The organism is Kitasatospora sp. NPDC034023 (genome assembly GCF_055575795.1).
This window is the reverse complement of the sequence record NZ_JBVIRY010000006.1, coordinates 320,612-339,033: the sequence shown is the minus strand read 5'-3', so window position 1 is coordinate 339,033 and position 18,422 is coordinate 320,612. Positions and strand designations below refer to the sequence as shown.

Sequence of the window (18,422 nt, the reverse complement as noted above, 5' to 3'; positions counted from 1 at the left end):
TCGGAATGCGTACGCAGTGTGACGCTATCGGGCGGTCGGCGGCGGCGGCGCATCGGGCTCCCACAGCGCCGCACCGAAGGAACTGTCGCAATCCGACAACCACGCCCGCCACCACGGCCGGGCCCGGCGACACCGCCCCAGGCCCGGGCGCTGCCCGGATCGGGGCGACTGTGCGGGAACAACACGGGCGGGCGCACCCGTTGCCCCCGTGGTACGGACCGGCCCGGGGCGGGCGGTACCGTTCCCCCCCGACCATCCCGGCGAGCGACGAAGGCAGAGCGGATGACCAAGGCACGGCCCGGGAACACCCCCCGACGCGGACGACTGCTGGCCCTCACCGCCCTGGCGGCCGGCCTGGGCGCGGCCGCCTGGTCGCTGCGCGACCTGCCCGCGGCGTTCGGGCGGCGGCCGGACGGCGAGCGCGAGGAGCGGGTGCGCAACTCCCCGCAGTACCGCGACGGCGTCTTCCACAACGCGCCCTCCACGCTCGCCCGCACCGCCGGCGCCCCCGGTTTCGACGGCGCCACCGCCCGCCGGATGCTCTTCGAGCGCGAGGGCCGCGTCCCCGCCCACCCGGTGCCGACCGTCCGTCCGGCCACCCCGCCCGGTCCGGCCGCCGAAGGCGTGGAGATCACCTGGTACGGGCACGCCTCCGCGCTGGTGGAGATCGAGGGCTTCCGGGTGCTCCTCGACCCGATCTGGAGCGACCGCTGCTCCCCCGCCGCGCACGTCGGCCCCAAGCGGCTGCACCCGGTGCCGGTCGAGCTGGAGGAGCTGCCGCCGGTCGACGCGGTGCTGATCTCGCACGACCACTACGACCACCTGGACATGGCGACGGTCAAGCGCCTGGTGCGCAGCCAGTCCGCGCCCTTCGCGGTGCCGCTCGGCATCGGTTCCCACCTGCGCCGCTGGGGCGTCCCGGAGCACCGGATCATCGAGCTGGACTGGGACGAGACCTGCAACCTGGGCGAGCTGGTGCTCACCCTGACCGCCGCGCACCACTTCTCCGGCCGCGGCCTGACCCGCAACACCACCCTCTGGGGCTCCTGGGTGATCGCCGGCCCGAACCGCAAGGTCTTCTACACCGGCGACTCCGGCTACTTCGAGGGCTACGCCCGGATCGGCGAGCAGCACGGCCCCTTCGACGCCGCGCTGGTCCAGATCGGCGCCTACGACGAGGCCTGGTCGGACATCCACATGACCCCCGAGGACGCCGTCCTCGCCCACCGGGACCTGACGGCCGGCCTGCTGGTGCCCGTCCACTGGTGCACCTTCAACCTCGGCCTGCACCGGTGGGCCGAGCCGGTCGAGCGGCTGGTGAAGGAGGCCAAGGAGCACGCCGTCCCGCTGGCCGTGCCGCGTCCCGGCGAGCGGGTGGACGTCGACAACCCGCCGGAGCTCGACGGCTGGTGGGAGTCCGTCGGCTGACGCCTCCCCCGGACGGCTCTCATGACGGCCCTCAGGGCGGCCTTCACGACCGCCCTCACCACCGCCCTCAGGACGGCCGCTGCCGACGGACCGTACGGGCGGAAACCGCAGCGCACCGGGCGAAATGCGCTGGCCGGAAACCCGGTGGACGGGAAATGATGCGGTGCGGGCGCCCCTGTGGCGCCGCACCGCCACCCTCCGCGACCTGGGAGCCCGATTGCCTCCGATCCCTCCGGCCGATCGTGCCGGCGCGCCGCACGGGCGCGCCGTCGACCCGCTGTTCCTCGCCCTGCCGCTGCGCACCCTCGCCGACGCCGCCCTCACCCGGGCCCGCGAGCTCGGCGCGAGCCACGCCGACTTCCGTCTGGAGCGGATCCGCAGCGCCTCCTGGCGGCTGCGCGACGCCCGGCCGGCCGGCACCTCCGACAGCGTGCAGCTGGGCTTCGCCGTCCGGGTCCTGCTGGACGGCGCCTGGGGCTTCGCCGCCGGCGTGGACCTCACCACCGCCTCGGCGGCGAAGGTCGCCGAGCAGGCCGTCGCGGTGGCCCGCCTCTCGGGCGGGATCAGCCGGGCGGCCGGCTCCGCCGAGCGGGTCGAGCTGGCCGACGAGCCGGTCCACCGGGACGTCACCTGGGTCTCCTCGTACGAGGTGAACCCCTTCGAGGTGCCGGACGCGGAGAAGACCGCGCTGCTCGCCGAGCGGAGCTCCCGGCTGCTGGCCGCCGAGGGCGTCTCGCACGTCCGGGCGGCCCTGCTGACCGTCCAGGAGAACAAGTTCTACGCGGACACCGCGGGCACCATGACGACCCAGCAGCGGATCCGGCTCCACGCCGACCTGGAGGCCACCTCGGTCGACGAGCGCACCGGCGCCTTCGACTCGATGTGCACCCTGGCCCCGCCGGTCGGCCGCGGCTACGAGTACGTGACGGGCACCGGCTGGGACTGGGACGCCGAACTCGCCGAACTGCCCGTCCTGCTGGCCGAGAAGATGAAGGCCCCGAGCGTCGAGGCCGGCCGCTACGACCTGGTCCTCGACCCGTCCAACCTCTGGCTGACCATCCACGAGTCGATCGGCCACGCCACCGAGCTGGACCGCGCGCTCGGCTACGAGGCCGCCTACGCCGGCACCTCCTTCGCCACCTTCGACCGGCTCGGCACCCTCGAGTACGGCTCCGACCTGATGCACGTCACCGGCGACCGCACCGCCGAGCACGGCCTGTCCACCATCGGCTACGACGACGAGGGCGTCGCCACCCAGTCCTGGGACCTGGTCAGGGACGGCATCCTGGTCGGTTACCAACTGGACCGCGGCATGGCCAAGTTGAAGGGCTTCGAGCGCTCCAACGGCTGCGCCTTCGCGGACTCCCCGGCGCACGTCCCGGTGCAGCGGATGGCCAACGTCTCACTCCGGCCCGCCGCCGACGGCCCGGACACCGAGGGCCTGTTCGCCGGGGTGGAGAACGGCCTGTACATCGTCGGCGACCGCTCCTGGTCGATCGACATGCAGCGCTACAACTTCCAGTTCACGGGGCAACGAGCCTACGCCATCAAGAACGGCGAACTCGCCGGCCAGGTCAAGGACTTCGCGTACCAGGCCACCACCACCGACTTCTGGGGCTCGATGGCGGCGGTCGGCGGCCCGCAGACCTACGTGCTCGGCGGCGCCTTCAACTGCGGCAAGGCGCAGCCCGGCCAGATCGCGGCCGTCAGCCACGGCTGCCCGTCGGCGCTGTTCCGGAACGTCAACGTGCTCAACACCCAGCAGGAGGCGGGTCACTGATGACCGCGATGCAGCCCCACGAACTCGTCGAGCTGGCGCTCGGCCTCTCCCGCGCCGACGGCTGCGTGGTGATCGCCGACGAGGACTCCACCGCCAACCTGCGCTGGGCCGGCAACGCCCTGACCACCAACGGCGTCACCCGCGGCCGCCGGCTGACCGTGATCGCCACCGTGGCCGGCGCCGAGGGCACCGCCTCCGGCGTGGTCTCCCGCGAGGCCGTCACCCCGGAGGACGTCGAGGACCTGGTGCGGGCCGCCGAGGAGGCCGCCCGCGCGGCCGGCCCGGCCGAGGACGCCCAGCCCCTGGTCACCGACCGGCCCGCCTCCCCGGACTTCACCGAGCCGCCCGCCGAGACCTCGATCGCGGTCTTCGACGCCTTCGGCCCGGCCCTCGGCGAGGCCTTCGCCCGCGCCGCCGCCCAGGGCGAGCTGCTGTACGGCTTCGCCCGCTACGAGCTGACCTCCAGCTACCTGGGCACCTCCACCGGCCTGCGGCTGCGCCACGACCAGCCCACCGGCATGGTCGAGTTCAACGCCAAGACCGCCGACCTGTCCGGCTCGGCCTGGGTCGGCGCCGCCACCCGGGACTTCACCGACATCGACGTCACCGCCCTGCACACCGAGCTGACCAAGCGCCTCGGTTGGGGCGCCCGCAAGGTGGACCTGCCGGCCGGCCGCTACGAGACGCTGCTGCCGCCCTCGGCCGTCGCCGACCTGATGGTCTACCTCAGCTGGTGCTGCGGCGGCCGCGACGCCCACGAGGGCCGGACGGTCTTCTCCAAGCCCGGCGGGGGCACCCGGATCGGCGACAAGCTCAGCGGCCTGCCGCTCACGCTGCGCTCCGACCCGCGGGAACCCGGTCTGCAGGCCCCGCCGTTCGTGCTCACCCACTCCACCGGCGGGGACGTCTCGGTCTTCGACAACGGCGAGCCGCTCGCCGCCACCGAGTGGATCCGCGAGGGCGTGCTGAACGAGCTGGTCACCAGCCGCCACTCGGCCGGCCTCACCGGACTTCCGGTGCGCCCGGCCATCGACAACCTCGTCCTGGAGACGGCCGGCCAGGAGTCGGCGCCGACCCTGGACGAGATGATCGCCCGCACCGAGCGCGGCCTGCTGCTCACCTGCCTCTGGTACATCCGGGAGGTGGACCCGGCGACGCTGCTGCTCACCGGCCTCACCCGGGACGGCGTCTACCTGGTGGAGAACGGCGAGGTCGTCGGCGCGGTCAACAACTTCCGGTTCAACGAGTCCCCGGTGGACCTGCTCGACCGGATCACCGAGGTGGGCCGCACCGAACGCTGCCTGCCCCGCGAGTGGAGCGACGACTTCACCCGCGCCGCGATGCCACCCGTGCGTGTCGCGGACTTCAACATGAGTTCGGTCAGCCAGGCCTCTTAGCCGCTGGCCAACGGGGGGATACGAGAGACATGATGGACGAGAAACGGCTGGTCAGGTCGAGCAGGATGCTGTCGCGCATCCTGCGGCACGAGCCCGGGCTGGTGGGGGTCACGCTGGACGGGTCCGGCTGGGTCCGGGTCGACGAACTGCTCGCCGCGCTCGCGGCCAAGGGCAGGCCGCTCACCCGGGCCGAACTGGACCACCTGGTGGCCACCAACAACAAGCGCCGCTTCGGCTACTCGCCGGACGGTCTCTCGATCCGCGCGAACCAGGGCCACACGGTGGCGGTCGACCTCGGTCTGGCCGCCGCCGTGCCGCCCCACGTGCTCTACCACGGCACCGCCGACCGGCACCTCGCGGCGATCTTCCGCGAGGGCCTGCGCCCGATGACCCGCCAGGACGTCCACCTCTCGGCCGACACCGAGACGGCGACCAGGGTCGGCGCCCGGCACGGCCGCCCGGTGGTGCTGACGGTGAACGCGGCCGCGATGACGGCGGCCGGCCACGAGTTCCGGCTCAGCGAGAACGGCGTCTGGCTCACCGACGCCGTACCCCCGCAGTACCTCTCCCGGCGCTCGTAGCCTGCACCCGCGGCCCGGCACACAGCCCGCCACACCCGAAGGGCCTGTCCGCCGGACAGGCCCTTCGGGTACCCGACCGGGTGGGTCCGCCCCACCCGGCCTCGTCGCCGCGACCTCCCGGGCGTACCGTGAGGAGGCCGCGCCGGCCAGGCGCGCGAGTGCGTGACGAGGGCGGTAGGACACATGGGCAAGAGCGCCGACGGCGGGCAGGTCTTCCGGATCACGGGGGCGCGCAGCAGCCTCACCGAGGACGTCCGGGGACGCCAGCGCCGCTACGTCATCTCGATGCTGGTCCGCACGCTCTGCGTGCTGCTCGCGGTGGTGCTGTGGGACGTCCAGCGCTGGCTGGCGTTCGGGGCGCTCGCGGGCGGCGTGCTGCTGCCGTACTTCGCCGTGCTGGTCGCCAACGCGGGCCGGGAGCGGGCCCCGGGTCTGCCGAGCGCCTTCGAGTTCCCGTCGGAGACCCCGCTGATGCTGGGACCCGGCGGGAAGGGTGGGGCGGGTGGGGCAGGTGGGGCTGCCGGTACAGGAGAGGCAAAGGCCGCTGCCACCGATCCTTCACAGGACGTGAACTGACCGTCCGTTTCACCCCGCTTCATCCTCAAGCGGCTAGGCGAAAGCTCAAAAGAAGCTCAGATTAATCATGCAAGACCTCCCCAACCGAGGGTCCTGGCGTGACATACTGCGTACGCGCTCCGCATCCCCCGTCGGAGCGACGGACCGACGCCGGGCAGCTCCCCCCGTGGCTGCCCGGCGTCGCCATGCCCGCACCCGGTCGCCCCGACGGGCGTGCCTACCGGGCGTGACAGACTGGCGGTGCAGACTTCCCGCCTATCGCTGAGGACGGCCCGATGGACACCCCGCAGACGCCGATCTGCTCCGCCAAGGGCTGCCGGGCGGACGCCGGCTGGGTGCTGGTGTGGAACAACCCCAAGCTGCACACCCCGGACCGCCGCAAGACCTGGCTCGCCTGCGGCGAGCACCGCGAGCACCTGTCCCAGTTCCTCGGCGTGCGCGGCTTCCTCAAGGAGGTCGTCGCCTTCGCCGACTGGACCCCCGGGCCCGGCACCGCTTCCTGACCGCCGAGCCCTGCCCCGCTCTAGCCGCCGATCGCGGACATCGGCCGCTCGGGCTGGTGGAACTCCGGGTCGTCGATCCCGGCCCCGGCCTTCTTGCCCCACATCGCCGCCCGCCACAGCTCGGCCAGCTCGGCGTCGTCCGCGCCCGAGCGCAGCGCGGTGCGCAGGTCGGTCTCGCCCGTCGCGAACAGGCAGTTGCGCACCTGGCCGTCGGCGGTCAGCCGGGTACGGTCGCAGGCGCGGCAGAACGGGCGGGTGACCGAGGCGATCACGCCCACCCGGCCCGGGCCGCCGTCCACCAGCCAGCGCTCGGCGGGCGCCGCGCCCCGGCGGGCGGACGGCTCCGGGGTGAGCGCGAAGCGGGCGCGGAGCAGTTCGAGGATCTCCTCCGCGGTGACCATCGAGGTGCGGTCCCAGCCGTGCTGGGCGTCCAGCGGCATCTGCTCGATGAAGCGCAGCTCGTAGTCCCGTTCCAGGCACCAGGCCAGCAGGTCGGCCGCTTCGTGGTCGTTGACGCCGCGCATCAGCACCGCGTTCAGCTTCACCGGCGCCAGCCCGGCGGCCTCGGCGGCGGCCAGCCCGTCCAGCACGTCCTGGTGGCGCCGGCGGCGGGTGAGGGTGTGGAAGACCTCGGGGTCGAGGGTGTCCAGTGAGACGTTGACCCGGTCGAGGCCGGCCTCGCGCAGCGCGGTCGCGGTGCGGGCCAGCCCGATGCCGTTGGTGGTCAGCGAGAGCTCGGGGCGCGGTTCCAGCTCCGCGCAGGCGGCCACGACGGCGACCAGCCCGGGGCGCAGCAGCGGTTCGCCGCCGGTGAAGCGGACCTCGCGGACGCCCAGGTCCCGCACGGCGACCGTGACCAGCCGGACGATCTCCTCGTCGGTCAGCAGGTCCGGTTTGGCCAGCCACTGCAGGCCTTCCTCCGGCATGCAGTAGGTGCAACGCAGGTTGCACCGGTCCGTGAGGGAGACCCTCAGGTCGACGGCCTGTCGTCCGAAGGTGTCGAGCAGCACGTGCGTCCTTCCCGAAATGCGGCCGGCCCGGCCACCGTCACGGCGGGCCGGGCCAGCATAGTCATCACGGGATGATCAATGGGCGCCCAGTCCGGTCAGCGAGCGGACCTCCAGTTCAGCGTACTTCGCCGGGTCGGGACGTTCCCTGGACAGCAGGGTGCCGAGCCAGCCCGCCAGGAAGCCGATCGGGATGGAGACCAGGCCGGGGTTCTCCAGTGGGAACCAGTGGAAGTCGACGCCCTGGAAGAGGGAGTTCTTGGCACCGGACAGCACCGGGGAGAAGATCACCAGCACGACCGAGGAGATCAGACCGGCGTAGACCGAGCTGACCGCGCCGACAGTGGTGAAGCGTTTCCAGAACAGCGAGTAGAGCAGAGTCGGCAGGTTCGCCGAGGCGGCCACCGCGAAGGCGAGCGCCACCAGGGCGGCGGTGCTGAGCTTGCCCGCGTAGAGGCTGAGCACGATGGCGACCGCGCCGATCGCCACGGCCGCCCACTTCGCCGACCGCACCTCCTCCTTCTCGCTCGCCTTGCCGCGCCGGATCACGTTGGCGTACAGGTCGTGCGCGAAGGAGGCCGAGGAGGCGAGGGTGAGCCCGGCCACCACGGCGAGGATGGTGGCGAAGGCGACCGCCGAGATCACCGCGAGCATGATCGCCCCGCCGGTGGTGCCGGCCCCGCCGCCGAGCTGCTCGGCGAGCAGTGGCGCCGCGGTGTTCCCGGACGGCGTCTTGCCCTCGACGGCCACCATGCCGCTGCGGCCGACCAGCGCCGCCGCGCCGAAGCCGAGTGCCAGGGTCATCAGGTAGAAGACGCCGATGATGCCGATCGCCCAGAGCACCGACTTCCGGGCCGCCTTGGCGGTGGGGACGGTGTAGAAGCGGACCAGGATGTGCGGCAGGCCGGCGGTGCCGAGCACCAGCGCGATCCCGAGGCTGATGAAGTCGAGCTTGGAGGTGTTGGTGGCCCCGTACTTCAGCCCGGGTTCGAGGAAGGCCGAGCCCTTGCCGCTCGCGGAGGCGGCCGCGCCGAGCAGTTCCGAGGGGTTGAAGTGGTACTTGGCGAGCACCAGGACGGTCATCAGCGCGGCGCCGGCGATCAGGAGCACCGCCTTGACGATCTGCACCCAGGTGGTGCCCTTCATGCCCCCTATCACTACGTAGATGATCATCAGCGCGCCCACCGCGAGGATGGTCCACCGCTTGGCGCCCTCCCCGGTGACCCCCAGCAGCAGGGCCACCAGCGCCCCGGCGCCGACCATCTGGGCGAGCAGGTAGAAGATCGACACCACGATGGTGGACACGCCGGCCGCGGTGCGCACCGGGCGCTGGCGCATCCGGAACGCGAGGACGTCCGCCATGGTGAACCGGCCGGAGTTGCGCAGCGGCTCGGCGATCAGCAGCAGCGCGACCAGCCAGGCGACCAGGAAGCCGATCGAGTACAGGAAGCCGTCGTAGCCGTTGAGCGCGATCAGCCCGGCGATGCCGAGGAAGGAGGCCGCGGACATGTAGTCGCCGGAGATGGCCAGGCCGTTCTGGAAGCCGGTGAAGCCACGGCCGCCGGCGTAGAAGTCGGCGGCGCTGCGGTTCTGCCGCCCGGCCCAGACGGTGATGACCAGGGTGGCCAGCACGAAGGCCCCGAACAGGGTCATCGTCAGGCCGCGGTGCTCGGTGGCGGAGCTGGCGAGCAATGTCATTCGGCGGACTCCCGGGGGGCATGGAGGACGGCGCCGTGCGCCTCGCGGATCGCGGTGGCGGCCGGGTCGATCCGCCGGTCCGCGTAGCGGGCGTACCAGGCGGCGATCGCGAAGGTGGTGGCGAACTGCAGCAGCCCGAGTACCAGGGCCACGTTGACGTGCCCGGCGACCTTGGCGCGCATCAGGCCGGGGGCGTAGCAGGAGAGCAGGACGTAGAGCAGGTACCAGAGCACGAAGCCGATGGTGACCGGGAAGGCGAAGCTCCGGAACGAGCGCCGCAGGGTACGGAACTCCTCGCTGTCGTCGATGAGTTGGACTTCCGTGGTGGAAGTGGTGATCGGCGGCGAATCCACTCTTTCTCCTCACTCCTTCGGCGTAGCTGTCACACGGGGGGAACGATCGAGCGTGAGGGGCGTCACATGTCGCGGGCGCGCCGCGCAATGCTAGGAGCGTCGTGCCCGCCCCGAAAGGGGTTGACCGCGATCAGCCGGTCGTTCACCCCCTCGCGCCATCCGAATGGCCGAAAACCACCACCCGCGTCACTTCGGACCACCCCCGCCCCATGCGAAGAGGGGCGGCACCGACCAACGGTGCCGCCCCTCTTGACGATGCGTCAGAAGGCGATCCGGACCTTCAGCGCCGAGCGGTCGTCCATCGCCCGGTAGCCGTCCGGCACGCCGTCCAGGCCGACCGTGCGGTCGAAGACCAGGCCCGGTTCGATGGCCCCGGAGAGCACGTCCGGCAGCAGCTCGGGGATGTACGCGCGGGCCGGCGCGACGCCACCGTTCAGCGAAACGTTTCGGCCGAACATCTGACCGATGTCCACGCCCGCGCTGCCGCCGTGCGGCACGCCGACGTACCCGACCGCGCCGCCGTCCCGGGTGATCGAGATGGCCGTCCGCATCGACTCCTCGGTGCCGACCGCCTCCAGCACCGCGTGCGCGCCCTGGCCGCCGGTCAGCTCCTTGACCGCCTCGACGGCGGCGTCCCCGCGCTCGGCCACCACGTCCGTCGCCCCGAAGCGCCGGGCCAGCTCGGTCCGGGCGGTGTGCCGGCCCAGCGCGATGATCCGGCCCGCGCCCAGCCGGTGCGCCGCCAGGACGCCGCACAGGCCCACCGCGCCGTCGCCGACCACCGCGACCGTCGCCCCGGGCCGCACCCGCGCCGAGACCGCCGCGTGGTGCCCGGTCGCCATCACGTCCGACAGCGCCAGCAGCCCGGGCAGCAGCTTCTCGTCGCCCGCCGCCTCCTTCGGCAGCTTCACCAGCGTCCCGTCCGCGAACGGCACCCGCACCGCCTCGCCCTGGCCGCCGTCCGAGCCGACCTGCCCCCAGAACCCGCCGTGCGGGCAGGAGGTCTGCAGGCCTTCGCGACAGAAATCACACGTCCCGTCCGACCAGACGAACGGCGCCACCACCAGATCGCCCTTGGCGAAGCCGCGCACCTCGGCGCCGGCCTCCTCGACCACGCCCAGGAACTCGTGCCCGATCCGCTGTCCGGCCACCCGCTGGGCCACGCCGCGATAGGCCCACAGGTCGCTGCCGCAGATGCAGGCGTTCACCACGCGGAGCACCACGTCCGTCGGATGCTGGATCACCGGGTCCGGTACGTCTTCGATCCGGATGTCGTTGGGGCCGTGAATCACGGTGGCACGCATGCGCTGTTCCTTCGCTGAAACGATCTCGACCAGGTGTACGACACCCCCGCCGACCACTCTATTCCGGCCGGTCGGTCGGAACATTCCGGCCAGGCCCCTCCGCGGCGCCCCTTATCCTGTTGGACCATGCAACCGATCCAGCCCGCGCCGAGGACCGCCCCGGTCCCCGCCCAGCGCTCCGCCGCCCCCGACGAGGGCTTCGCGGTCGTCGACGTCGAGACCACCGGCCTCGGCCGCTCGGACCGCGTCATCTCGGCGGGCGTCTACCAGCTGGACCCGGACGGCGAGGTCACCGACCACTGGTACACCCTGGTCAACCCCGAGCGGGACCCGGGACCGGTCTGGATCCACGGCCTGACCACCGAGCTGCTCTCCGCCGCCCCGACCTTCCCGCAGGTCGCCGACGAGCTCGCCGACCGGCTGCGCGGCCGGGTCCTGGTCGCGCACAACGCGCTCTTCGACTGGAACATGATCTCCCGCGAGTTCTCCCGGGCCGGCCTGCGCGCCCCGGTCGAGCAGCGGCTGTGCACCATGGTCCTCTCCCGCGACCTGCGTCTGCCGCTGCCCAACGGCAAGCTGTCCTCGCTCGCCGCCCACTTCGGCGTCCAGCAGCGCCACGCCCACAACGCCCTGGACGACGCCCGGGTGCTCGCCGAGGCCTTCCGCCCCAGCCTGCACCTCGCCCGCCTCGGCGGCGTCCCGCTGCCGCTGCAGAACTGCGTCGCCGTCACCGACCTCGGCGAGGACGAGCCCGCCGCCCCCGGCCGCGCCTCCTGGACCGGCGCGAGCTACCGCCAGGCCAAGAAGCGCCCGCCCTGCCCGTACCCCAACCCCGGGCGCTGGCTGGACGGAAAGCCGCTGGTCCAGGGCATGCGGGTGGCCTTCACCGGCGACACCTCGACCGACCGCGAACTCCTCGAGGACCGCGCCGTCGAGGCCGGCCTGCACATCGCCGGCTCGGTGAGCCGCCTCACCAGCCTGCTCGTCACCAACGAGCCGGACAGCTGGAGCGGCAAGGCCCGCAAGGCCCGCGAGGTCGGCACCCCGGTGGTCACCGAGGACGCCTTCCTCCAGCTGCTGCGCGAGGTCGCCCCGCACCCCGGTACGTGAGCCCGTTGTGAGGTCGGCGTACCGTTCCCATGTGTACCGTTTTCTGCTGACCCGCCAGTGGCTGATCACCATGCTGATCGCTCTGCTGCTGATCCCCGCGACGATCAAGCTGGGCTTCTGGCAGCTGCACCGCCACGAGGCGCGGGTGGCCCGGAACGAGCTGATCGGCAAGGCCCTCACGGCCGCCCCGGTGCCCTTCGACACCCTGTCGCCGACCGCCGGGTTCGCGGTCCCCAGGGACCTGACCTGGCGCGCGGTGACCGCCACCGGCCGGTACGACGTGGCGCACGAGTTCGTGGTCCGCAAGCGGACCGACTCCAACGGGAGCATCGGCTACTTCGTCGTGACCCCGCTGAAACTCTCCGACGGCAAGGGCACCGTCCTGGTCAACCGCGGCTGGGTCGCCTCCGGCGACGGCGCCACCCAGTACCCGCCCGTCCCGGCCGCCCCGACCGGCGAGGTCACCCTCACCGGCCGTCTGCGCGCCGAGGAGACCTACGGCGCCAGCGGCATCAAGGACCGCGCCGGCCTGCCCGACCGCCAGTTCAACCTGATCAACACGGACGAGCAGGCCAAGGAGAGCGGCACCGCCCTCCTCGGCGGCTACCTCGAACTCGCCGCCACCACCCCGGCCCCGGCCGACCAGCCCGAGCTGATCCCCGAGCCCAACCACTCCGACATCGGCCCGCACATGGCCTACGCCATCCAGTGGTGGCTGTTCACGGCGATGATCCCGGTCGGCGTCTGGATCCTCGCCCGCCGCGAGGCCAAGGACCGCGCCAAGCAGGCCACCGAACCCGAGACCGTCACCGAACCCGTCCCGGCCTAGCCCACGGGCTCCAGCACATCGCCTGGCCCACGGCCTACAGCACGTCCTCCAGCTCCCGGAGCAGCCGGGCCTTCGCCCGCGCCCCCACCACCGACCGCACCGGCTGCCCGCCCCGGAACACCATCAATGTCGGCATCGACAGCACGCCGTACGCCGCCTGGGTCCGCGGATTGTGGTCCACGTCGACGCTCACCACCCGCAGCCGGTGCCCTTCCTCCCGCGCGACGTCCGCCAGCACCGGCGCCATCATCCGGCACGGCGGGCACCAGTCCGCCGTGAAGTCCACCAGCACCGGCCCCTCGGCCGCCAACACCTCCGCGGCGAACGTCTCGTCCGTCACCGCCGGCACACCCGCGATCTGCACCATCGCCTACTCCTTCGCCAGTTCACACAGTGGTGGTTGCTCGGAAGCCGCGAGGTCGTCCCGCGCCCGCACCGCCCGCTCGAACTGACCGGCCACCCGCGCCCGCACGTCCTGCAGTCGCGCGAGGCAGTCGTCCAACTCGGCGAGCTTGCGCTCGTACACCTCCAGCGAGGCCGGACACGAGTCCCCCTCGGGGTGCCCCGCCCGCAGACACTCCACGAACGGCCGGGTCTCCTCCAGCCCGAACCCGAAGTCCTGCAGCATCCGGATCTCCCGCAGCAGCCGCAGGTCCCCCTCGTCGTACGCCCGGTACCCGTTGCCCGCCCGCCGGGCCGGCAACAACCCCAACTGCTCGTAGTACCGCAACGCCCGCGTGGTCGTCCCCGCCCGCTCCGCCAACTCCCCGATCCGCATGCTGAACCCGCTCCTCCCGCACTTCCGGCAACGACCGTAAACGTTCCCCCGGACGTCAACGCCAGCCCCCGGAACGACCATCCCCTTCTCCGGCCCGCGACCCCACCCGGCACTATGTCCCTCATGGATCTCGGACTGAAAGACAAGGCCTACATCGTCACCGGCGCCACCCGGGGCCTCGGCCTCGCCGCCGCCCGCGAGCTCGCCGCCGACGGCGCCCACGTCCTCGTCAGCGGCCGCACCCGGCAAGCCGTCGACCGGGCCGTGGCCGAACTCGGCGCCCTCGGCACCGCCCGGGGCCTGGTCGCCGACAACGCCTCCCCCGACACCCCCGAGCGCCTCCTCGCCGAGGCCCGGCAGCACTTCGGCCGCCTCGACGGCATCCTGATCAGCGTCGGCGGCCCGCAGGCCGGCCCGGTCGAGACGACCCCCGAGGAGGCCTGGCGCGACGCCTTCGAATCCGTCTTCCTCGGCGCCCTCCGCCTCGCCCGCGCGGCCGCCGCCACCCTCTCCGACGGCGGTGTGATCGGCTTCGTGCTCTCCAGTTCGGTCCGCCAGCCGATCCCCGGCCTGGGCATCTCCAACGGCCTGCGTCCCGGTCTCGCCATGGCCGCCAAGGCCCTCGCCGACGAGCTCGGCCCCCGCGGCATCCGGGTGGTCGGCCTGCTCCCCGCCCGGATCGACACCGACCGGGTCCGCGAACTGGACTCCCTCGCCGCCGACCCGGAGGCCGCCCGGGCCTCCGCCAGCGCGGGTATCCCGCTCGGCCGTTACGGCACCCCCGAGGAGTTCGGCAAGGTCGCGGCCTTCCTGCTCTCCCCCGCCGCCTCCTACCTGACCGGCCTGATGGTCCCCGTCGACGGCGGCGCCCTCCGCACCCTCTGACCCACCCCCAGGACCCCTGCTCCACCCTCGATCACTCCACCCTCGACTGCCTCCGCCGCCGCCGAGTCCGCCGGTGCCGCGGCTCGGCGGGGGCGGCCTGCAACACCCGGATCCGCAGGTCCGCGGGCAGCTCCGGCAGCCCGAGGCTGCGGCACGCATCGGCCCGGGGCCCGTCCTCGAAGTGCTCCACCAGCGCGGCCGGGTCCCCTCCCGGCGTCAACCGCACCGCCCCGCGCAACCGCGGGTGTCCGGGCGCCCGGACCAGCCGGACCCCCGCCCGCTCGACCTCGGGCAGCACCGCCGTCCCGGTCTCCAGCGCCTCCTCCAACGCCCGTGCGCCGACCCGCAGTCGAAGCCCGCTCACCCCCGGCGTGGGCACCGCGATGCTCGACAGCCCGGTGCGCCGCAGCTGCGCCACCAGCCACCACGCCATGCCCACCAGCAGCACGGCCAGCCCGCCGATCACCGTCGGCCACCACCACGTCGAGGACACCCACCGCCCGCGCGTCCGCGCGCTCACCACCGGCTGGTCCGGTGACGTCAGCGGCCACGACTCCGGCGGATGCACGCCCAACCGCCGGTACAGGTCGAGCCCGCCCGCCAGCACCAGCACCCCCACACCCAGCAGCACCACCCCCACCGCGCCCAGCAGCACCCGGTTGACGATCACCCGCCTCATCCGGCCACCCCCGGTCCCGCCCCTGCCTCCGCCGCCGGGCCCTCCGCCGCAGCGCCGTCCGACTCCGGGCCCTTCCCCGCGTCCCCACCCGCCCGGCGCCCACCCGCCGTCCGCACGTCCAAGCGCAACGGCCGCGCCAACCCCACCCGATCCAACTCCTCCCGCAACTGCCGCTGCACCGACGCCGGATCGGCCGGCCCGGCCAGCGAGACCCGGACCCCCCGCCGCCCGACCCGGATCCGCAGGTGGTCGATCCCGGCCAATGCCGCCGCCCGGTCCGCCAGCAGGTGCCCGATCCCGGCCCGGTCGACGGCCGCAGAGGTGCCCCCGTACGGCCGCAGTACCAGCCACCGCCGCAGCCCGGGCGCGATCGCCAACCACAGCAGCCACCCGCCCAGCAGCGCCGCCGCCCCGGCTCCCACCAGCACCCACAGGTCGTCGAGGTGCCGAGTCGCCAGCTCGTCCACGATCTGCGCCCGCCACCTGCGGGCCGGCTGTCCGGCCCGGACCGCGATCACGTCGTACAGCAGCGCCCCCGCGACCACCAGCACGGCCGTCGCCACCAGCGCGGCAGCCACCGTCCGCGGCGCCCGCAGCCTTCGCACCCTCCCCGAGCCCGCTCCGTCGGCCACCCCGTCGGCCGACCCCTCGACGGCCTCGGTCCTCAGGTCGCTCATGAGGTTCCCCCCGGCACCAGCTTCTCGACCACGATCACCACGTCCGACACGCTGGTCCCGGTCAGCCCCACCACCCGCGCGGCGATCGCCTCCCGCATCGCCACGGCCAACCCCGCCACATCCGCAGGGAAGGGCAGCTCGACCTCGACCCGGACCGTCACCGTGCTCCCGGGCACCGCCACCGAGACGCGCGGCGGCGCCCCCTTCACCCGCCCGGCGGGCCACGCGCCGGCCAGCACCTCCCGGGCCGCCCGGGCCGCGATCCGGGCGTAGACCCGGTCGGCGACCCGCAGCCGCCCCCGCCGCCCCGAGAACGGGACCGGGCCGGAGGCAGAGGCCGCCATCAGCGGCGCCGGTCGCGGCCGCGGAGCAGGTCCCCGAGCTCGCCCAGCTCGATGTCGCCCTCCAGCAGCCGCCCGACCACGAAGCCGACCAGCCCGAGCGCACCCACCAGCAGGAACGCCGCGAACCCCCCGAAGTACCCGGCGAAGCCGAGGGCCATGCCCACCACCAGGCCGACGATGGCCAGGTTCATCCGCTACTCCCTCGTTCCGCGCTGCCTCGTTCGGCCGTGCCTCGTGCTTCGCTGCCTCGTTCGGCCGTGCCCGCTACTTGAGCTTGGGGCGCTGCCCCGGCGCCGACGCCGGCTCCTCTTCCTCCTCGTACTCCGGTTCGTCCGGGAGGTGGACGTCGTTGACCGCGATGTTGACCTCGACGACCTCGAGGCCGGTCATCCGCTCGACCGCGTTGATGATGTTCTCCCGTACCTGGCGGGCGAGTTCGGGAATGACGACGCCGTACTCGACCACCAGGGCGATGTCGATGGCGGTCTGCCGCTCGCCGACCTCGGCCTTGATGCCCCGCCCGACGCTCGGCCTGCCGCCGGGCACCCGGTCCCGCATCGCACCGAACGTACGGGCGAGCCCGGAGCCCAGCGCGTGGATCCCGGGGACCTCCCGGGCGGCCATCCCGGCGATCTTCTCCACCACGCCGACGGCCAGCGCCGTACGGCCGCGCTCCTCGACCGGCTTCGCTCCGCCGGAGGCGCCCGGCGGCGGGCCGGGGGTCGGGGCGCCGCCGGCGTTCTTGTGCAGGGTCGCGGGCGTCGGAGTGTCAGGCATGGGCATATCTCCCGTCGTACGGCTCCAGCTATATCGCAAACCTCCCCAACTCTGGCATTTCGCCACGTTCCGCGCCCGCCGAAGGGAACCCGCCCGACCCCGCGACGGACCCCGCGACGGACCCGGGAAGCGCCGAAGGCCCGCCCCGGACATCCTTGGGGGCAGGCCTTCGATCAGAGACGGGCGGTCGAACGATGCGAGGTCAGTCGCCGATCCCGGCGAGCTCCCGCAGCCGACGGGCCTGCGCCACCCGTTCGGCCGAGCGCTGCTCCTCGAAGGAGCGCCCGGCGGCGCCCTGCAGCAGGGCCTTGGTCTCGATCACCGCGCCGCGCGGAGCCGCCAGCAGGGCCGCCGCGAGGTCACGGGCGGCGGCGTCCAGTTCCGCGCCCGATACGGCCAGGTTGGCCAGCCCGATCGCGGCGGCCTCCTCGGCGCCGACCCAGCGGCCGGTCGCGCAGATCTCCAGCGCGCGGGCGTAGCCGACGAGTTCGGTGAGCGGCTTGGTGCCGGCCAGGTCCGGGACGAGGCCGAGTGCGGTCTCCTTCATCGCGAACTGGACGTCCTCCGCGACCACCCGCAGGTCGCAGCCGAGGGCCAGCTGGAAGCCCGCTCCGACGGCGTGGCCCTGGACGACGGCGATGGAGATCAGGTCGGGGCGGCGCCACCAGGTGAAGGCCTCCTGGTACGAGGCGATGGTGTCGTCCAGTTCCTTGTCGCTGGCCGCGGCGAGCTGCAGGAAGTTGGGCTCGCCCGGGATGCCCTCGGCGGTGAACATCGCCCGGTCCAGCCCGGCCGAGAAGGAGACGCCCTCGGCGCGCAGCAGGACGACCCGGACGCTGCCGGGCAGGTCACGGCCGGCGTCGGTGAGCGCGCGCCAGAGGGCGGGCGACTGCGCGTTGCGCCGCTTGGGCTGACAGAGGGTGACGACGGCGAGTTCGCCTTCGATCTCCAGGCGGACGCCGTCCCGCTCCCAGCTCGGGGCCTGCGGGTCGGTGGCGGGGGCGGTCATGCGGGGACCTCCGGTGGCGGGGGATGTGGCTACCGGAGAGTAACAAAACTGGACGCGCGAGGGCAGGGGGCCCGGCCCGGAAAGATCGACCGGGCCCGCAGGAAAGGAGGACGGGGGCGGACGGCGCCCCGGACATGACGATCGGCGGCCGGTCCACACGACCCGAGGGCACACGTCCAGCTGTCGGTCAGCTGCCGTCTCCTCAGTCGGCGCCCTGCCGCCGCGTCATCCAGCCAATAGCTGACGAACCGTCAGGAACCGGCCCCGGCAGTCGCCTTGTTCTTGCCCCGCGTGGCACCGCCGCGGCCCCGGAGGATCACTCCGGACTCGCTCAGCATCCGGTGCACGAAGCCGTACGAACGACCGGTCTCCTCCGCGAGAGCGCGAATGCTCGCCCCGGAGTCGTACTTCTTCTTGAGATCGGCCGCGAGCTTCTCACGCGCGGCACCGGTCACCCGGCTGCCCTTTTTCAGAGTCTCGGCCACCCGTGCCTCCTCGTAGCGTTGCTCGGTCAGATTCCCATGATCACCCATCCACCGCGTCCTGGCCACCCATTCGACAAGGTCGATGCCGGAAATGCGTGGTCCTGCGGTGGTGATCCGAGCGCATCAGGGCGCTCACGCAGAGTGCACGCCCCCGGGCGGTTACCGCCATTCGCCGTGAAAGGGCTGATCAGCAGCGTCGGCCCGACCACGATCGAGTGGCGG

At 73.2% G+C, this 18,422-nt stretch carries 22 protein-coding genes; 9 read left to right on the top strand and 13 right to left on the bottom strand.

Annotation, left to right across the window (positions count from 1 at the left end; translation table 11 throughout):
• The first annotated feature begins 282 nt into the window (after nt 1-282).
• The 6 genes from ACZ52R_RS12595 (at nt 283) to ACZ52R_RS12570 (ending at nt 6,265) form a co-directional block, all read left to right on the top strand.
• Nucleotides 283-1,428, top strand: coding sequence for an MBL fold metallo-hydrolase (locus ACZ52R_RS12595; protein ID WP_465621152.1), 1,146 nt, complete (start codon nt 283-285; stop codon nt 1,426-1,428).
• A 217-nt stretch (nt 1,429-1,645) separates the two neighbouring features.
• Complete coding sequence (locus ACZ52R_RS12590; protein WP_465621148.1) at nt 1,646-3,208, top strand: TldD/PmbA family protein; 1,563 nt, start codon at nt 1,646-1,648, stop codon at nt 3,206-3,208.
• Nucleotides 3,208-4,605 carry a metallopeptidase TldD-related protein gene (locus ACZ52R_RS12585; RefSeq protein WP_465662677.1) on the top strand — a complete coding sequence of 466 codons (1,398 nt, stop codon included), beginning with the start codon at nt 3,208-3,210 and terminating at the stop codon, nt 4,603-4,605. Before ACZ52R_RS12590 ends, ACZ52R_RS12585 begins: the two co-directional genes overlap by 1 nt.
• A 32-nt stretch (nt 4,606-4,637) precedes the next feature.
• Complete coding sequence (locus tag ACZ52R_RS12580) at nt 4,638-5,186, top strand: RNA 2'-phosphotransferase (protein ID WP_465621184.1); 549 nt, start codon at nt 4,638-4,640, stop codon at nt 5,184-5,186.
• 183 nt (nt 5,187-5,369) lie between these two features.
• Nucleotides 5,370-5,762 (top strand): DUF3099 domain-containing protein, encoded by a 393-nt coding sequence (locus tag ACZ52R_RS12575; RefSeq protein WP_360499678.1) that lies wholly within the window; start codon nt 5,370-5,372, stop codon nt 5,760-5,762.
• Nucleotides 5,763-6,037: 275 nt separating this feature from the next.
• Entirely contained in the window at nt 6,038-6,265 is a 228-nt protein-coding gene (locus ACZ52R_RS12570) for a hypothetical protein (protein ID WP_465753441.1), read from the top strand.
• A 20-nt stretch (nt 6,266-6,285) separates the two neighbouring features.
• Here ACZ52R_RS12570 and moaA read toward each other — a convergent pair whose 3' ends face one another.
• The 4 genes from moaA to ACZ52R_RS12550 form a co-directional block, all read right to left on the bottom strand.
• On the bottom strand, nt 6,286-7,275 hold the full coding sequence (gene moaA, locus ACZ52R_RS12565; RefSeq protein WP_360499674.1) for a GTP 3',8-cyclase MoaA: 990 nt from the start codon (nt 7,273-7,275) through the stop codon (nt 6,286-6,288).
• A 75-nt stretch (nt 7,276-7,350) separates the two neighbouring features.
• Nucleotides 7,351-8,970 carry a solute symporter family protein gene (locus ACZ52R_RS12560; protein WP_360499672.1) on the bottom strand — a complete coding sequence of 540 codons (1,620 nt, stop codon included), beginning with the start codon at nt 8,968-8,970 and terminating at the stop codon, nt 7,351-7,353.
• The gene (locus ACZ52R_RS12555) at nt 8,967-9,323 is read right to left on the bottom strand and encodes a DUF485 domain-containing protein (RefSeq protein WP_360499670.1); all 357 of its coding nucleotides are present in this window, start codon (nt 9,321-9,323) and stop codon (nt 8,967-8,969) included. The genes ACZ52R_RS12560 and ACZ52R_RS12555 overlap by 4 nt, the downstream gene beginning before the upstream one ends.
• Before the next feature lie 260 nt (nt 9,324-9,583).
• A complete protein-coding gene (locus ACZ52R_RS12550; RefSeq protein ID WP_360499668.1) occupies nt 9,584-10,627 on the bottom strand; it encodes a zinc-dependent alcohol dehydrogenase family protein in 1,044 nt (347 codons plus the stop codon).
• 126 nt (nt 10,628-10,753) lie between these two features.
• On the opposite strand from ACZ52R_RS12550, the gene ACZ52R_RS12545 reads away from it, so the two are divergent.
• Together ACZ52R_RS12545 and ACZ52R_RS12540 are read left to right on the top strand one after the other, a co-directional pair.
• Nucleotides 10,754-11,737 carry a DEDDh family exonuclease gene (locus ACZ52R_RS12545; protein WP_465621138.1) on the top strand — a complete coding sequence of 328 codons (984 nt, stop codon included), beginning with the start codon at nt 10,754-10,756 and terminating at the stop codon, nt 11,735-11,737.
• Nucleotides 11,738-11,768: 31 nt separating this feature from the next.
• The gene (locus ACZ52R_RS12540) at nt 11,769-12,566 is read left to right on the top strand and encodes an SURF1 family cytochrome oxidase biogenesis protein (RefSeq protein ID WP_465753440.1); all 798 of its coding nucleotides are present in this window, start codon (nt 11,769-11,771) and stop codon (nt 12,564-12,566) included.
• A gap of 34 nt (nt 12,567-12,600) precedes the next feature.
• Here ACZ52R_RS12540 and trxA read toward each other — a convergent pair whose 3' ends face one another.
• Both trxA and ACZ52R_RS12530 read right to left on the bottom strand, forming a co-directional pair.
• A complete protein-coding gene (gene trxA / locus ACZ52R_RS12535; RefSeq protein ID WP_465621136.1) occupies nt 12,601-12,933 on the bottom strand; it encodes a thioredoxin in 333 nt (110 codons plus the stop codon).
• 3 nt (nt 12,934-12,936) lie between these two features.
• Nucleotides 12,937-13,344 (bottom strand): MerR family transcriptional regulator, encoded by a 408-nt coding sequence (locus ACZ52R_RS12530; RefSeq protein ID WP_360499660.1) that lies wholly within the window; start codon nt 13,342-13,344, stop codon nt 12,937-12,939.
• A 123-nt stretch (nt 13,345-13,467) separates the two neighbouring features.
• Here ACZ52R_RS12530 and ACZ52R_RS12525 point away from each other — a divergent pair, with 123 nt between their 5' ends.
• Complete coding sequence (locus tag ACZ52R_RS12525) at nt 13,468-14,229, top strand: SDR family oxidoreductase (RefSeq protein ID WP_465753439.1); 762 nt, start codon at nt 13,468-13,470, stop codon at nt 14,227-14,229.
• Nucleotides 14,230-14,260: 31 nt separating this feature from the next.
• Here the strand turns inward: ACZ52R_RS12525 and ACZ52R_RS12520 are convergent, their stop codons facing one another.
• From ACZ52R_RS12520 to ACZ52R_RS12490, 7 genes are all read right to left on the bottom strand, one after another.
• On the bottom strand, nt 14,261-14,908 hold the full coding sequence (locus ACZ52R_RS12520) for an Asp23/Gls24 family envelope stress response protein (protein WP_465753438.1): 648 nt from the start codon (nt 14,906-14,908) through the stop codon (nt 14,261-14,263).
• On the bottom strand, nt 14,905-15,585 hold the full coding sequence (locus ACZ52R_RS12515) for a DUF6286 domain-containing protein (RefSeq protein ID WP_465621129.1): 681 nt from the start codon (nt 15,583-15,585) through the stop codon (nt 14,905-14,907). Before ACZ52R_RS12515 ends, ACZ52R_RS12520 begins: the two co-directional genes overlap by 4 nt.
• Nucleotides 15,582-15,929, bottom strand: a complete 348-nt coding sequence (locus tag ACZ52R_RS12510; protein ID WP_360499652.1) for a hypothetical protein — start codon at nt 15,927-15,929, stop codon at nt 15,582-15,584. Before ACZ52R_RS12510 ends, ACZ52R_RS12515 begins: the two co-directional genes overlap by 4 nt.
• Nucleotides 15,929-16,120 carry a hypothetical protein gene (locus tag ACZ52R_RS12505; protein WP_360499650.1) on the bottom strand — a complete coding sequence of 64 codons (192 nt, stop codon included), beginning with the start codon at nt 16,118-16,120 and terminating at the stop codon, nt 15,929-15,931. The genes ACZ52R_RS12510 and ACZ52R_RS12505 overlap by 1 nt, the downstream gene beginning before the upstream one ends.
• A gap of 73 nt (nt 16,121-16,193) precedes the next feature.
• The gene (locus ACZ52R_RS12500; RefSeq protein WP_360499648.1) at nt 16,194-16,706 is read right to left on the bottom strand and encodes an Asp23/Gls24 family envelope stress response protein; all 513 of its coding nucleotides are present in this window, start codon (nt 16,704-16,706) and stop codon (nt 16,194-16,196) included.
• Nucleotides 16,707-16,908: 202 nt separating this feature from the next.
• A complete protein-coding gene (locus ACZ52R_RS12495; protein WP_465621127.1) occupies nt 16,909-17,715 on the bottom strand; it encodes an enoyl-CoA hydratase/isomerase family protein in 807 nt (268 codons plus the stop codon).
• 251 nt (nt 17,716-17,966) lie between these two features.
• The gene (locus ACZ52R_RS12490) at nt 17,967-18,200 is read right to left on the bottom strand and encodes a helix-turn-helix domain-containing protein (protein WP_030059940.1); all 234 of its coding nucleotides are present in this window, start codon (nt 18,198-18,200) and stop codon (nt 17,967-17,969) included.
• Nucleotides 18,201-18,422 lie beyond the last annotated feature (222 nt).

What these genes read in the sequence shown, in the direction of transcription:
- ACZ52R_RS12575 (WP_360499678.1), top strand. Translation starts at nt 5,370, where the DNA reads ATGGGCAAGAGCGCCGACGGCGGGCAGGTCTTCCGGATCACGGGGGCG.
- ACZ52R_RS12550 (WP_360499668.1), bottom strand. Translation starts at nt 10,627, where the DNA reads ATGCGTGCCACCGTGATTCACGGCCCCAACGACATCCGGATCGAAGAC.
- trxA (WP_465621136.1), bottom strand. Translation starts at nt 12,933, where the DNA reads ATGGTGCAGATCGCGGGTGTGCCGGCGGTGACGGACGAGACGTTCGCC.
- ACZ52R_RS12510 (WP_360499652.1), bottom strand. Translation starts at nt 15,929, where the DNA reads ATGGCGGCCTCTGCCTCCGGCCCGGTCCCGTTCTCGGGGCGGCGGGGG.
- ACZ52R_RS12520 (WP_465753438.1), bottom strand. Translation starts at nt 14,908, where the DNA reads ATGAGGCGGGTGATCGTCAACCGGGTGCTGCTGGGCGCGGTGGGGGTG.
- ACZ52R_RS12530 (WP_360499660.1), bottom strand. Translation starts at nt 13,344, where the DNA reads ATGCGGATCGGGGAGTTGGCGGAGCGGGCGGGGACGACCACGCGGGCG.
- ACZ52R_RS12515 (WP_465621129.1), bottom strand. Translation starts at nt 15,585, where the DNA reads ATGAGCGACCTGAGGACCGAGGCCGTCGAGGGGTCGGCCGACGGGGTG.
- ACZ52R_RS12580 (WP_465621184.1), top strand. Translation starts at nt 4,638, where the DNA reads ATGGACGAGAAACGGCTGGTCAGGTCGAGCAGGATGCTGTCGCGCATC.
- ACZ52R_RS12585 (WP_465662677.1), top strand. Translation starts at nt 3,208, where the DNA reads ATGACCGCGATGCAGCCCCACGAACTCGTCGAGCTGGCGCTCGGCCTC.
- ACZ52R_RS12595 (WP_465621152.1), top strand. Translation starts at nt 283, where the DNA reads ATGACCAAGGCACGGCCCGGGAACACCCCCCGACGCGGACGACTGCTG.
- ACZ52R_RS12545 (WP_465621138.1), top strand. Translation starts at nt 10,754, where the DNA reads ATGCAACCGATCCAGCCCGCGCCGAGGACCGCCCCGGTCCCCGCCCAG.
- ACZ52R_RS12570 (WP_465753441.1), top strand. Translation starts at nt 6,038, where the DNA reads ATGGACACCCCGCAGACGCCGATCTGCTCCGCCAAGGGCTGCCGGGCG.
- ACZ52R_RS12505 (WP_360499650.1), bottom strand. Translation starts at nt 16,120, where the DNA reads ATGAACCTGGCCATCGTCGGCCTGGTGGTGGGCATGGCCCTCGGCTTC.
- ACZ52R_RS12560 (WP_360499672.1), bottom strand. Translation starts at nt 8,970, where the DNA reads ATGACATTGCTCGCCAGCTCCGCCACCGAGCACCGCGGCCTGACGATG.
- ACZ52R_RS12525 (WP_465753439.1), top strand. Translation starts at nt 13,468, where the DNA reads ATGGATCTCGGACTGAAAGACAAGGCCTACATCGTCACCGGCGCCACC.
- ACZ52R_RS12495 (WP_465621127.1), bottom strand. Translation starts at nt 17,715, where the DNA reads ATGACCGCCCCCGCCACCGACCCGCAGGCCCCGAGCTGGGAGCGGGAC.
- ACZ52R_RS12500 (WP_360499648.1), bottom strand. Translation starts at nt 16,706, where the DNA reads ATGCCTGACACTCCGACGCCCGCGACCCTGCACAAGAACGCCGGCGGC.